Genomic DNA, 12,519 nt, shown 5'->3' with positions numbered 1-12,519 from the left:
ATGCTGGACGGGTATCCGTCCACTATATAATTCGGGGAGAGAAAGTGTCATCCACAAACCCGGCAAAAGAAAGGTTTTCCCAATGGCGGTTCCCGGCATCGGCGCCTCGGCCCCTGATTTCAACCTCCCCCGCGACGGCGGCGGCCGCGTTTCGCTGGCCGAATTCCACGGCAAGCCGCTCGTGTTGTTCTTCTATCCCAAGGACGACACGACGGGCTGCACCGCCGAATCACTGGCTTTCACCGCGTTAGCAGCCGAGTTCGAAGCGGCGGGTGCTGCCGTTATCGGCATGTCGCCCGATTCGGCCGCCTGCCATGACAAGTTCATCAAGAAGCACCGTCTTTCGGTAGCGCTCGCCTCGGACGAGGAAAAGACGACGCTGCAGGCCTATGGCGTCTGGAAGGAAAAGAGCATGTACGGCCGCAACTTCATGGGCGTCGAGCGTACCACTTTCCTGATCCGCCAGGACGGCACGATCGCCACCATCTGGCAGAAGGTGAAGGTGCAGGGCCATGCCGAAACTGTGCTCGAGGCGGTCAGGAACCTGGCGGCGTGACCGGGGATCTCACGATAACCTCGCTACGCGGCGGTGCCATCGATGCGATCTCTTCCGCCGATCTCGACCGCAAGACGGCACTTGCGCAGGAAAGCGCCACCCGCTGGTTCGCCCGCCGGGTGTCGCTGCGCTCGCCGCTCGATGCGGCCCTGCCCGACAGGCCCGGCCGTCCTGATAAACCGGTGCTGACGCCGCCGACCCAGGTGGAGAAGCGCTCGCTGCATACGCTCAAAGGGCGGATCGCCCTGCTTCATGCCATCGCCCATATCGAGCTCAACGCCGTCGATCTGGCGCTCGATATCGTCGCGCGATTCGCGACCGAGCCGGTGCCGAATTCCTTTTTCGACGGCTGGATGCTGGTCGCCTTCGAGGAGGCGAAACATTTCCGTATGGTGCGCGCCAGGCTCAACGATCTCGGCGCCGATTATGGCGATCTGCCCGCCCATGACGGGCTCTGGCAGGCCGCCCATTCGACGCGCAACGATCTGACGGCAAGGCTCGCCGTCGTGCCGCTGATTCTGGAAGCCCGCGGCCTCGACGTCACCCCGTCGCTGCAGGCGAAGATGCGCCAGACAGGCGATCTCGAAAGTGCAGCGGTGCTCGACGTCATCTACAATGACGAGAAAGGCCATGTCGCCGTCGGCGCCAAATGGTTCCGCTTCCTCTGCGCCCGCGAGAAGCGCGACCCGGCAAAGGCCTTCCAGGAGTTGGTGCGCGCCAATTTCCGCGGACCGCTGAAGCCGCCCTTCAACGACCTTGCCCGCGCCGAAGCCGGGCTGACGCCGTCCTTCTATCGCGCGCTCGCATCGATCAGCCACGCTTGAAGTCACTGAAATTTATGACGCGACGGCAACAATGAAAGCATTCATTAACCATAACGGTGTCTAATTTCTCAAAGAGGCGTAGAGCATCAATCGGGAGAGCCTGCGTGAACAGCGGACATCAGCACCGGGTATTCGGCAGGCGGGCGAAGGAACATATCCTCATCCTCGCAAGCGGCGACAAGGTCCGCCATATGACGGTCCGGCCATGGATGGCAGCACTTGCCTTCTGCTTCGTCGGCGTCTTCTCGATCGGCTATCTCCTGGCCACGTCCTATCTGGTGCTGCGCGACGACCTGATCGGTGCCACGATGGCCCGCCAGGCCCGCATGCAGCACGATTATGAAGACCGCATCGCTGCCCTCCGCGCGCAGGTCGACCGCATCACCTCCCGCCAGCTTCTCGACCAGCAGGTGGTGGAAGACAAGGTCGACAAGCTGATGGAGCAGCAGATGGCGCTCACCTCCCGCCATGGCAAGCTCGACAATCTGCTCGACCGCGCCGAAAGCTCCGGCCTGACGGAAAAGGACGGCGCCCCGCCTGCGCCGTCTTCGCCCGTTCAGTCCTATGTACCCGACGTCAAGGACAAGCGTGCTTCGCTCTCCGGTAGCGGCATCGAGGCGATCGAGAAGCAGCTGGCGAGCGGCGCGCCCGCCGATGCGACGCCCGACAATTCGACGCTTGCCTATGTGCCGGCCACCGACACGGTCGGCGACCGTGCCGACCGCATCTTCTCCAAGGTGACACTGTCCCTTAAAGATGTCGAACAGGATCAGCGCAGCCGTGTCGAACAGTTGACGAGCGATGCCGGCAATGCCGCCAACGCCATCGAGACCGTGCTGACCCGCTTCAAGATTCCGATGCCCGAGACCGCTGCCAGGAAAGACGATGACGATGCAGTCGGTGGCCCCTATGTCGAGCCGGAAAGCAACGACGGCTTCAACAATTCGCTGGCAGCGCTCGACGGCGCGCTGACCCGGCTCGAAGCAGTGCGTAGCACCGCCGAATCCCTGCCCTTCCGCAATCCCGCTATCGGCAAGGACGTGACCAGCCCGTTCGGGAACCGCCGCGATCCCTTCCTCGGCCGCCTCGCGCTCCATTCCGGCATCGACTTCCGCTTTTCGCCGGGCGAAAGGATCCGCTCGACGGCGCCCGGCAAGGTGATTTCGGCCGGCTGGACCGGCGGCTACGGCAATATGGTCGAAGTCGATCACGGCAACGGCATCTCGACGCGTTACGGGCATATGTCGGAGGTTCTGGTCAAAGTCGGCGACACGGTCGACCGCAACGACGTCATCGGCCTTGCCGGCAGCACCGGCCGCTCGACCGGCACGCACCTGCATTATGAAGTGCGCCAGGATGGCCATGCCGTCGATCCAGTATATTTCATGAATGCCGGCCTTAAACTCGCCACCTATATCAAGTAACTCCTGCCTGGTAACCAACGCTTCACTCTGCAATGGGTGCGGCGTCTCTATTTCTTGACTTGCCGGCCATTCGGGGCTATGTCGCGCTGCATTGCGGCATGCAATCCCGCCGACTCGTTCAGAGTTCGGCCGAACGGAACGGAAACAGTTTTCCCTTTGACGACATTTGCTGACCTTGGCTTGAGCCAAAAAGTGCTATCCGCTGTTACGGATGCGGGCTACACCATCCCCACGCCCATTCAGGCGGGCGCCATCCCGTTTGCGCTCGAGCGCCGCGATATTTGCGGCATCGCGCAGACCGGCACTGGCAAGACGGCATCCTTCGTGCTGCCGATGCTGTCGCTTCTGGAGAAGGGCCGTGCGCGTGCGCGCATGCCCCGCACACTGATTCTCGAACCGACGCGCGAACTCGCCGCCCAGGTCGCCGAGAATTTCGAGAAATACGGCAAGAACCACCGCCTTAACGTCGCCCTTCTGATCGGCGGCGTTTCCTTCGAGGACCAGGACCGCAAGCTCGAACGCGGCGCCGACGTGCTGATCTGCACCCCCGGCCGCCTTCTCGACCATTTCGAGCGCGGCAAGCTCCTGATGAGCGGCGTCGAGATCCTCGTCATCGACGAGGCCGACCGCATGCTCGACATGGGTTTCATCCCCGATATCGAACGCATCGCCAAGATGATCCCGTTCACCCGCCAGACTCTGTTCTTCTCGGCAACCATGCCGTCGGAGATCCAGAAGCTCGCCGACCGCTTCCTGCAGAATCCCGAACGTATCGAGGTTGCAAAGCCGGCTTCCGCCGCAGCGACAGTGACGCAGCGTTTCGTCGCGTCGCACGGCAAGGATTACGAAAAGCGCGCCGTCCTGCGCGAACTCGTCCGCGCCCAGACCGAGCTCAAGAACGCCATCGTCTTCTGCAACCGCAAGAAGGATGTCGCCGATCTCTTCCGGTCGCTCGAGCGTCACGGCTTTTCGGTCGGCGCCCTGCATGGCGACATGGATCAGCGTTCCCGCACGATGACGCTGCAGAGCTTCCGTGACGGCAATCTCCAGCTTCTGGTCGCTTCCGACGTCGCCGCCCGCGGCCTCGATATCCCTGATGTCAGCCACGTCTTCAATTTCGACGTACCGATCCATTCCGAGGATTACGTCCACCGCATCGGCCGCACCGGCCGTGCCGGCCGCTCAGGTGCCGCCTTCACCCTCGTCACCAAGCGCGACACTAAGTTCATCGATGCCATCGAAAAGCTGATCGGCGAAAAGGTCGAATGGTTGAGCGGTGACCTGACGTCGCTGCCGCCGCCGGCAGAAGACAGCCGGGACAGCGAACGCCCGCGTCGCAACAGCCGCGAGCGGGGCGCCAGAGATAGTGCAGGCCGGGATCGTGCGCCGAGAGAGAGTGGCGACAAGGATCGTGGACGCGGACGTGGCAATCGCGCCGCCGCGAGTCATAAATCTGATAACGACATACAGGATAATGGCGTCGACGTGATCGAAGCAGCACCAGTAAAGGCCGACATCGTGAAGAACGAGCGCAAAGCAGAGCAGAAGCCGCAGAACAATGCGCGCAACAGTCGGCCCTACCCGGCAAACGATGACAGCCGCGATCGCCGCCGTCATCGCGATCACGACGACGGCCCAACTCCGGTCGGCTTCGGCGACGACATTCCCGCCTTCATGCTGATCGCCGGCAGCGCCAAGGTCTGAGCATTGCCATGGGTAAGCCCGGTCTCGATTTTCCGGGCTTCGGCGTCGGCCTGGTGATTCTGCGCGACGCCAGGATCCTTCTTTACAAACGCATGCGTCCACCTGAAGCCGGCTATTGGAATATCGTCGGCGGCAAGGTCGGTCACATGGAGCCGGCTGAGGAAGCCGCGCGTCGTGAGGCCGAAGAGGAAACTGGCCTGACGATCGGCCACATCGAGCGAATCGGCATGACCGAACAGATCATCGATGCCGATCGCCAACACTGGATCTCGATTCTCTATCTCGTCCGCGACGTCGAGGGCGAACCTCAACTGACCGAACCGGACAAGCTCTCGGATTTCGGCTGGTTTCCACTGACGGATTTGCCCACGCCACTGTCGGCCTTCACCAAAGCGGCGATAGAAGCGTTGCCGCCCGGTGAACGCGGCTAGAGCAGTTCAGCTTTTCATGGAAACGCGGAACCGCTCTAACTTTTGTCTTTACGCAATTTCGGACGGAAAACCGCTTCGGACTTTTCCTGGAATTGCTTTAGCTATTCGGCGCGAAGAGACGCCTCATAGGCAAGCCTCACCCATTTCGCCATCAGATCGGGATCGTCGTAAGCCTCGTCGGGGATCGACCAGTAGGGCATTTTTACCGGCTTGCCCTTCTTTCCCTCATAGGTCCATTGCGTGGAACCAGCGGCGGCAAACTCCGGGGCGCTCGTCTCGTCGGCCTTAAGCAGCATTTCGTCGCGCACTTCGAGCGCTATGATACGCCCCAGATGATAGATGCCCTTTCCACCGAACATGCGCTTGATCGTGACAGGTCCGAGCCCCTGAAACATTTCCTCGATCCCGGCATTGTCCATTCTCTGCTTCCTCAAATACCGCAAGCCGGATTACAGCGCGTGATAATCCCGGTTCATATAGATCAGCGCCGGGTGTTTTTCGCTGAAACGGACAGCCGCGACCTCGCCGAAGACGACATTGTGCGTCGGCATTTCCTTGATGTCGGTCACCCGGCAATCGAAGGCGGCGAGCGCATCGAAGAGAACCGGCGCGCCGGTGACGAGTGTGTCGAAACGGGCGCTGGCGAAGCGGTCGTCATTGGTAAGCGCGGTGCGCCCGGAGAAAGCGTCGGCAACGGCCTGGTGATGAGCGCCAAGCGTGTTGAGCACGAAGACGCCGCTGCGGAAGAAAATTGCGTTCTTCGGATTGGTGTTGTTGAGGCAGATCAGCACCGAGGCCGGATTGTCCGAGACCGAGCAGGCGGCGGTGATGGTGACGCCGCGACGCAGTTCGCCCATGGCCGTCGTCACGAGTTGCACATGGCCGGCATACCGGCTCATGGCATCGCGATAAAGGCCGGGGTCGATATGCTGCCTGTTCAACACCTGCTTCTCCGTGCGCGCGCTTTATGCCTGGATTGTCTTGCCATCGCGCCAATATGGCGAGCATCGGTTACCTTTTCTACAATAGGACCGGTGAAAAGCGCTGTGTTGCGCTTGTTTTTCTTTGACGATCGCGGCCTTGCGGATAAAAGGGCATGGACGATGGCTAGGGATCTCCGCCTTTCATGATCAACCTGCGTGGCATAGCAGCTTTTCTGGCGCTGCTGGGAGCGGCGGCTGAAAGCCATGCGGCCGGCGTGACGATCGGTATCGTCGCCCCTCAGAACGGACCGATCGCCCTCCTCGGCGCCCAGATTGCCGCCGGCGCCGGTTTCGAGATCCAGCAGTCCGGAAATACCCTCGTCGCCATCAACGAGACCTGCGAGGACAATAGTGGTGCCGCGGTCGCAGATGCGCTTGTCAACGCCAAGGTGCAAGTCGCGGTCGGCTTTCTCTGCAGCGAGACGCTGGAAGGCGCGCTGCCGAAGCTGAAGGACGCCAATATTCCGGCGATCACCGTCTCGGTGCGCTCCCGCATCCTGATGGAGGATGCGCTGAAGAACGGCTGGCCGCTCTTCCGGGCGGCGCCCGCCGACGGAGCCGAGGCGTCAAAGGTCATCGAGGTGATCCTGAAAGACTGGGCCGCCGATCCGATCGCGCTGATCGAGGACGGCACCATCCATGGCCGCGAACTGGCGGAAGCGGTCCGCAATGCGCTGGAGCAGAACGGCCTGAAGCCGGTCTTTACCGACACCTACCGTCCGGGACAGGAGCAGCAGATTGCCCTCGTCCGCCGCCTGAAACGGGCCGGCGCCACCAGGGTCTTCATCGGCGGCGACCGCAACGATATCGCCGTCATCGCCCGCGACGCCAAGGCCGAGAACATCCAGCTGTCCATCCTCGGCGGCGATGCCATGCGCGCCGCCAATCAGCCGCTGCCGCTCGCAGATGGCGTGCGCGCCGTCGCCCTGCCCGAATACGCCCTTCTGCCGGAAGGCACAGTTGCAGCCGATGCGCTGCGCGCCAAAGGCATCGAGCCGGAAGGTTATGTCCTGCCGTCGCTGGCCGCCGCCCTCATTGCCGGCCAGGCGGGAGAAGCCGCCGCCGCAGCGGGCAAACCTCTGCAAGAGACGCTTGTCGGCACGACATTCCAGACGCCGATCGGCGCCGTCGGCTTCACCGGCGCGCATGAACTTTCGCAAAACCCCTACCGCCTGCTCGAATGGCGGAGCAACGGCTTTTTTCCACCTGCCGCGCCGACGCAATGAGCGGGCATCAGCCTTGAATTCGGGCGCCGCGGACAGATGGAGCCCCATACGGAGTATAATTTGATGACGCTGCCCATTCGCATTGCACCCTCGATCCTCGCAGCGGATTTCGCCAGGCTCGGTGAGGAGGTACGCGACGTGACGGCCGCCGGCGCCGACTGGATCCATCTCGACGTGATGGACGGGCATTTCGTGCCGAACATCTCCTTCGGCCCCGATGTCATCAAGTCGTTGCGCTCCTATACATCAGCCACCTTCGACTGCCACCTGATGATCTCGCCAGTCGACGACTATCTCGAAGCCTTCGCCAAGGCCGGCTGCGACCGTATCACCGTCCATGCCGAAGCCGGACCGCATCTGCACCGCTCGCTGCAGACCGTCCGCAACCTCGGCAAGAAAGTCGGCGTGACGATCAATCCGGCGACACCGCTCAGCGCCATCGAGAACGTGCTCGACGATGTCGATCTCATCCTGATCATGTCGGTCAATCCCGGTTTCGGCGGACAGAAATTCATTCCGGCGATGGCGAAGAAGATCGCGGCGGCGAAGTCACTGATCGGTGATCGGCCGATCGAACTCGAGGTCGACGGCGGCGTCACGGTGGAAACGGCGCCTGATATCGCGCGGGCGGGCGGCAACGTCCTCGTCGCCGGCTCGGCAATTTTCAAGGGCGATACGGTCGAGGATTATCGCCGGACTGTCGCCGATCTGCGTCAGGCAGCGGAAGGGGCACGAGCATGAAGAAACGTATGATCATTGGTGGCATGCTTGCTGCCGCATTTGCCGGCCTGCCCGGCCTGTCACTTGCCGGCGACATCGCCAATATCCAGCCGATCGGCTTTTCCGCCGACGGCAAGGTCTTCGGATTTCAGGAGTTCGGCATCGAGGAGAGCGGCAACCTTCCCTACTCCAACACCTATTTCATCGATACCGAAGATGGCCACTATCTCGAGGGCACGCCCTTCCATACCGAGCTGACCGATAAGGACGCCAATCTCTCCAAGGCGCGGCGGCAGAACCTGACGGCGGCGCGCAGCCAGATGGACAAATACGATCTCCTCACCAATCCCGGCCTGATTGCCGCCTTCAATCCGCCGACCGAGCTTGGCTCACCCTCGAAGACGCTTCGCTACACGACGCTTGCAACCGACGGTCCGCCGAAAGCGCCCTATACGCTCTCGCTCGGCGAGATGCCGGTACCGACGCCGAAGGATTGCGCTGCGGTCGACAAGCGGGTCATCGGCTTCAGCCTGCAGATGATCGAGAAGGAAGGCGCTCCGAACCGGCAGGCGGCGCGCCAGGCCACCGCAGTTCCGGCCGAGCGCGTATGTTCGGTCGAATACCGGATCGGCGGCGCCATGGTCTATCAGCCGGAAGGCGGAAACCAGGTTCACATCGCCCTCGTCCTGGCCTTCGATGCCGACAGGAACGGACGCTGGATCGCCGTTCCGGTTCATCCCTGAGCATGGATCGTCCGAGGACGGATCGCCCCAGGATGGATCGTCTAAGAGCTGCACGACCGCCCTATCCCGATCTGATCGCCGGCGCGTTGCTTTGGGGCATTCAGATGCTCGCCGCCGCCATGCTCGGCCTTTACCTGCGCAACGGCCTGCAGACGAGCCGCCTCGCCGAGGTCGCCGCACTCTATTTCGCCGGCGGCCTGTTCGCCTGGCCCTTCGCCCTGCCGGTTGCCCGTTTCCTGGCCTATGACAGGCCGCTGGAAACGCGTTTTGCCGCTTTTTTCGTGACGCTGACAGCGGCCACGATCCTGATGACCGCCTTCCTCTTCGCCATGGAATACCGGATGTTCTATTCGCGCTGGCACGCGCCCTTCGGCAGCATCGTCTGGGCCTTCCAGTTCGTCTTCACCAGTATCAGCGCAGTCTATCAGTTCCTGGTGATCGGCCTGCGCCTCTTCCTGCCGCTCGGCCTCGTCTGTCTTGTCGCAAGCAGCTATCATCTTGCCAAACGCATGCGTTGAGATTGCCGCCCTTCTTTGCTACAGGGGCGCTAACGTTGATGAAGCAAACCTCTTGAAGTGAAGGCAGCCACCCATGATCCCGCGTTATTCCCGGCCCGAAATGGTCGCCATCTGGTCTCCCGAAACCAAGTTTCGCATCTGGTTCGAGATCGAGGCGCATGCCTGTGACGCGCTGGCCGAACTCGGCGTCATCCCGAAATCGGCGGCAAAGACGATCTGGGAAAAGGGCGGCAGCGCCACCTTCGACGTCGACCGCATTGATGAGATCGAGGCCGTCACCAAGCATGATGTCATCGCCTTCCTCACCCATCTCGCCGAGATCGTCGGCCCGGATGCGCGCTTCGTCCACCAGGGCATGACCTCATCCGACGTGCTCGACACCTGCTTCAACGTGCAATTGGTCCGCGCCACCGACATCCTGCTTGCCGATATCGACCGCCTGCTTGCCGCGCTGAAAACACGCGCCTTCGAACACAAAGACACCGTCACCATCGGCCGATCGCACGGCATCCACGCCGAGCCGACCACCTTCGGCGTCAAGCTGGCGCTCGCCTATGCCGAATTCGAGCGTTGCCGCCAGCGCCTGATCGCCGCGCGCGAGGAAGTCGCGACCTGCGCCATCTCGGGCGCTGTCGGCACCTTCGCCAATATCGATCCGCGCGTTGAGGAACATGTCGCCGAGGCGCTGGGCCTGAAGGCCGAGCCGGTTTCGACCCAGGTCATCCCGCGCGACCGCCACGCCATGTATTTCGCCACCCTCGGCGTCGTCGCCTCCTCGATCGAACGGCTGGCAACGGAAATCCGGCACCTGCAGCGCACCGAAGTGCTGGAAGCCGAGGAATATTTCTCGGCCGGCCAGAAAGGCTCTTCGGCCATGCCGCACAAGCGCAACCCGGTGCTGACCGAAAACCTGACCGGCCTTGCCCGCATGGTCCGCTCCTACGCCATGCCGGCCATGGAAAACGTCGCCCTCTGGCACGAGCGCGATATCTCCCATTCCTCGGTCGAACGCATGATCGGCCCCGATGCCACCGTGACGCTTGATTTCGCCCTGTCTCGGCTCGCCGGCGTCATCGAAAAGCTGCTGGTTTATCCCGAGAACATGGAAAAGAACCTCAACAAGTTCCGCGGCCTCGTCCATTCGCAGCGTGTCCTGCTGGCACTGACCCAGGCCGGCACTTCCCGCGAGGACGCCTACCGCCTGGTACAGCGCAACGCCATGAAGGTCTGGGAACAGGGCAAGGATTTCCTGGAAGAGCTGCTTGCCGATGCCGAAGTCCGCGCCGCACTGTCGGAAGAGGACATCCGCGAAAAATTCGACCTCGGCTACCACACCAAACACGTCGACACGATCTTCCGCCGTGTGTTTGGCAACGCCTGAGCGATCTGCAATCAACGATATAGCGGCGCCCTTGCAGGCGCCGTTTTTCTGCCGGCATACCTCTCCATCGAGAATCTATCGGACGGCTTTTCCCCTCAGTCGCAGCCTGATTATAACTGTAAAGTACATGCAGGCGACAAAGACAGAAGGCAGGGAAATGAATAAGAAAAAAGCTAATAAGGTCAGCCTTTGAATGCTGCCACCTGATAACAGCAAGAAAGCCGCCGTGATCAGCAATAAAATTGCTATAAAAATGATAAATGACCAAAGAACTGGTCGTGAATTTATTTCACAGTATTTAACGCGATAAAAAATAAATAATATAAAAACGATTGGAAGCGAAACAATAAACTTTGGAATAAACGCGATAAAGCCGATATCGTCGAAGAAAAATGGCAAATGACCTAACGCCATTCCTATGAAATAAGCCTGAAAGAACAGCTCGACCTGCGGTTCTCTAAGAAAGGAGTCGTTCATTTTCCCCTACGGAGTTGGATTTAATGAACTCAATATAATTGCCGATTCTATTTCATAGTCTAGCTTTTCTCAAGCGGCCGTTGTTTTTGCTTCGGCGCTTTGGCAGCCACAGAGCGTTTACGCGCCTCCGCGTTCTTCGACGGCGCCGCATTCGCTGCCTCCGATGTCCTGCAAGCCTCCCTCTCACCCCTGCCTTTGGCATGCCTTGGCGACCAGCTCGTCGAGACGTTTCAGCTCTTCCTCGTCGAGATTCTCGATACCGATGAAACGGTTTTCGGCATGGCTGGTGAGGATGATTTCGTTGAGCTTGGCCTGGATCGCCCGCGTGTCGCGTGTCTGGGCGTTTTGCAGCACGAAGACCATCAGGAAGGTGACGATCGTCGTGCCGGTGTTGATGACCAGCTGCCAGGTTTCCGAATAATCGAAGAAGGGGCCGAGTGCCGCCCAGATGACGACGGCGATCAGCGCCAGGATGAAAATGACGGGTTTGCCCGCCCATTCCGATACCTTTGTTGCGAAGCGGGCGAACAGATGCTTCATCGTCACCTCTGGAATCCTCCCTCGAAGTCTCCGGAGCATGAAGTCGACGACACCATGCTCCCGGCTGAACAAACTCCGAGCCAGGATCGAGGTTCCCCAGGGATCTAGATTCTCCCAGGGATCGGAGATTTCCCCTGAGGGCTCTCCGTGATTCCCCGCAGGCGAAGCCGTGGTTATGCTGTGACTTCCCCTTCCCGCCCAATCAGCTTGCGATAGAGATGCCAAGTCGCATGGCCGAGGATCGGGATGACGAGCGCAAGTCCGGCAAAGACCGGGATCGTGCCGATGACGAGCAGTGCGGCGACGATTAGGCCCCAGAGCAACACCGGCACCGGATTGAGAACCGTGGCGCGGATCGACGCCGTGACGGCGGCGACTGCCCCAACATCGCGGTCGAGCAGCAGCGGAAAAGTGATGACGGTCATCGCCAGCACGACGAGCGCGAAGACGAAGCCGATGAGATTGCCCCAGATGATCAACTGCATGCCCTCTGACGTGCCGAAGACCTGGCGGAAGAAATCCGCCATGCTGCGCGGAAAGACCTCGCCGAGCAGATTGCTGTAGAGCGTCTGCGCCGTCACCAGCCAGACCACGAAGAGGCCGCACAGCATCAGCCCGACCGCGACAATCGACGGCAGTGCCGGCGAATGGCGCACATCGAGCGCATGCGTCCAGGACGCGTCGAGGCCGGCCTCGCGCCGGCGGCTGATCTCGTAGAGGCCTATCGCCGCGATCGGGCCGATCAGCACGAAACCTGCCATCAGCGGGAAGACCATCGGCAAAAGATTGGCGCCCGAGGTCCACAACGTCAGGAAGACGCCGGCGATCGGGTACATCAGGCACAGAAACACATAGTGAGACGGTTTCTCCATGAAATCGTCGTACCCGCGCTTCAGCGCGTCGAAGACGTCGGCGATACCGATGCGATTGACCACGGGCCGCGCGAAGCTTTCGCCAGCACCCGTCATGACATGAAATGTCGCCATGGCTTT

14 protein-coding genes and 1 pseudogene are annotated in these 12,519 nt (G+C 61.2%); 10 read left to right on the top strand and 5 right to left on the bottom strand.

What is annotated here, in order from left to right; translation table 11 throughout:
* Window positions 1-82: 82 nt before the first annotated feature.
* The 5 genes from G9X64_RS27335 (at window position 83) to G9X64_RS27315 (ending at window position 4,939) form a co-directional block, all read left to right on the top strand.
* Entirely contained in the window at window positions 83-556 is a 474-nt protein-coding gene (locus tag G9X64_RS27335) for a peroxiredoxin (RefSeq protein WP_168311260.1), read from the top strand.
* Window positions 553-1,380: a ferritin-like domain-containing protein gene (locus G9X64_RS27330; protein ID WP_171377750.1), complete on the top strand. Its 828-nt coding sequence runs from the start codon at window positions 553-555 to the stop codon at window positions 1,378-1,380. The genes G9X64_RS27335 and G9X64_RS27330 overlap by 4 nt, the downstream gene beginning before the upstream one ends.
* 104 nt (window positions 1,381-1,484) lie before the next feature.
* Window positions 1,485-2,804 carry a M23 family metallopeptidase gene (locus G9X64_RS27325; protein WP_171377749.1) on the top strand — a complete coding sequence of 440 codons (1,320 nt, stop codon included), beginning with the start codon at window positions 1,485-1,487 and terminating at the stop codon, window positions 2,802-2,804.
* A gap of 156 nt (window positions 2,805-2,960) precedes the next feature.
* On the top strand, window positions 2,961-4,508 hold the full coding sequence (locus tag G9X64_RS27320) for a DEAD/DEAH box helicase (RefSeq protein ID WP_168311257.1): 1,548 nt from the start codon (window positions 2,961-2,963) through the stop codon (window positions 4,506-4,508).
* Window positions 4,509-4,516: 8 nt separating this feature from the next.
* Window positions 4,517-4,939, top strand: coding sequence for an NUDIX domain-containing protein (locus G9X64_RS27315; RefSeq protein WP_171377748.1), 423 nt, complete (start codon window positions 4,517-4,519; stop codon window positions 4,937-4,939).
* A 101-nt stretch (window positions 4,940-5,040) separates the two neighbouring features.
* On the opposite strand, the gene G9X64_RS27310 is transcribed toward G9X64_RS27315, so the two are convergent.
* Both G9X64_RS27310 and G9X64_RS27305 read right to left on the bottom strand, forming a co-directional pair.
* Complete coding sequence (locus tag G9X64_RS27310; RefSeq protein ID WP_065280095.1) at window positions 5,041-5,358, bottom strand: TfoX/Sxy family protein; 318 nt, start codon at window positions 5,356-5,358, stop codon at window positions 5,041-5,043.
* 30 nt (window positions 5,359-5,388) lie between these two features.
* Window positions 5,389-5,883 (bottom strand): flavin reductase, encoded by a 495-nt coding sequence (locus G9X64_RS27305; protein ID WP_168311255.1) that lies wholly within the window; start codon window positions 5,881-5,883, stop codon window positions 5,389-5,391.
* A 182-nt stretch (window positions 5,884-6,065) separates the two neighbouring features.
* Here G9X64_RS27305 and G9X64_RS27300 point away from each other — a divergent pair, with 182 nt between their 5' ends.
* The 5 genes from G9X64_RS27300 (at window position 6,066) to purB (ending at window position 10,510) form a co-directional block, all read left to right on the top strand.
* Window positions 6,066-7,148: a branched-chain amino acid ABC transporter substrate-binding protein gene (locus G9X64_RS27300; RefSeq protein WP_171377747.1), complete on the top strand. Its 1,083-nt coding sequence runs from the start codon at window positions 6,066-6,068 to the stop codon at window positions 7,146-7,148.
* A gap of 63 nt (window positions 7,149-7,211) precedes the next feature.
* Window positions 7,212-7,889: a ribulose-phosphate 3-epimerase gene (gene rpe, locus G9X64_RS27295; RefSeq protein WP_064247082.1), complete on the top strand. Its 678-nt coding sequence runs from the start codon at window positions 7,212-7,214 to the stop codon at window positions 7,887-7,889.
* The gene (locus G9X64_RS27290) at window positions 7,886-8,611 is read left to right on the top strand and encodes a DUF2259 domain-containing protein (RefSeq protein WP_171377746.1); all 726 of its coding nucleotides are present in this window, start codon (window positions 7,886-7,888) and stop codon (window positions 8,609-8,611) included. Before rpe ends, G9X64_RS27290 begins: the two co-directional genes overlap by 4 nt.
* A 32-nt stretch (window positions 8,612-8,643) precedes the next feature.
* On the top strand, window positions 8,644-9,129 hold the full coding sequence (locus G9X64_RS27285) for a hypothetical protein (protein ID WP_171377745.1): 486 nt from the start codon (window positions 8,644-8,646) through the stop codon (window positions 9,127-9,129).
* 73 nt (window positions 9,130-9,202) lie between these two features.
* Window positions 9,203-10,510, top strand: coding sequence for an adenylosuccinate lyase (gene purB / locus G9X64_RS27280; RefSeq protein ID WP_171377744.1), 1,308 nt, complete (start codon window positions 9,203-9,205; stop codon window positions 10,508-10,510).
* Between the two features lie 75 nt (window positions 10,511-10,585).
* Here the strand turns inward: purB and G9X64_RS27275 are convergent, their stop codons facing one another.
* From G9X64_RS27275 to G9X64_RS27265, 3 genes and pseudogenes are all read right to left on the bottom strand, one after another.
* Window positions 10,586-10,987, bottom strand: a complete 402-nt coding sequence (locus G9X64_RS27275; RefSeq protein ID WP_171377743.1) for a hypothetical protein — start codon at window positions 10,985-10,987, stop codon at window positions 10,586-10,588.
* Window positions 10,988-11,046: 59 nt separating this feature from the next.
* A pseudogene (locus tag G9X64_RS27270) lies at window positions 11,047-11,527 on the bottom strand (low affinity iron permease family protein).
* 173 nt (window positions 11,528-11,700) lie between these two features.
* Window positions 11,701-12,513 carry a DUF2189 domain-containing protein gene (locus G9X64_RS27265; protein WP_168317091.1) on the bottom strand — a complete coding sequence of 271 codons (813 nt, stop codon included), beginning with the start codon at window positions 12,511-12,513 and terminating at the stop codon, window positions 11,701-11,703.
* Window positions 12,514-12,519: the final 6 nt, after the last annotated feature.

It is taken from the genome of Rhizobium sophorae (assembly GCF_013087515.1).
Taxonomy (GTDB): Bacteria; Pseudomonadota; Alphaproteobacteria; order Rhizobiales; family Rhizobiaceae; genus Rhizobium; species Rhizobium sophorae.
The sequence above is the reverse complement of the archived record's forward strand: the minus strand, read 5'-3'. Positions and strand labels throughout refer to the sequence as shown.

Excerpts from the sequence above, each read along its gene's own strand:
- G9X64_RS27335 (WP_168311260.1), top strand. The coding sequence starts at position 83 with ATGGCGGTTCCCGGCATCGGCGCCTCGGCCCCTGATTTCAACCTCCCC.
- G9X64_RS27315 (WP_171377748.1), top strand. The coding sequence starts at position 4,517 with ATGGGTAAGCCCGGTCTCGATTTTCCGGGCTTCGGCGTCGGCCTGGTG.
- G9X64_RS27310 (WP_065280095.1), bottom strand. The coding sequence starts at position 5,358 with ATGGACAATGCCGGGATCGAGGAAATGTTTCAGGGGCTCGGACCTGTC.
- G9X64_RS27300 (WP_171377747.1), top strand. The coding sequence starts at position 6,066 with ATGATCAACCTGCGTGGCATAGCAGCTTTTCTGGCGCTGCTGGGAGCG.
- rpe (WP_064247082.1), top strand. The coding sequence starts at position 7,212 with ATGACGCTGCCCATTCGCATTGCACCCTCGATCCTCGCAGCGGATTTC.
- G9X64_RS27290 (WP_171377746.1), top strand. The coding sequence starts at position 7,886 with ATGAAGAAACGTATGATCATTGGTGGCATGCTTGCTGCCGCATTTGCC.
- G9X64_RS27285 (WP_171377745.1), top strand. The coding sequence starts at position 8,644 with ATGGATCGTCTAAGAGCTGCACGACCGCCCTATCCCGATCTGATCGCC.
- purB (WP_171377744.1), top strand. The coding sequence starts at position 9,203 with ATGATCCCGCGTTATTCCCGGCCCGAAATGGTCGCCATCTGGTCTCCC.
- G9X64_RS27275 (WP_171377743.1), bottom strand. The coding sequence starts at position 10,987 with ATGAACGACTCCTTTCTTAGAGAACCGCAGGTCGAGCTGTTCTTTCAG.
- G9X64_RS27265 (WP_168317091.1), bottom strand. The coding sequence starts at position 12,513 with ATGGCGACATTTCATGTCATGACGGGTGCTGGCGAAAGCTTCGCGCGG.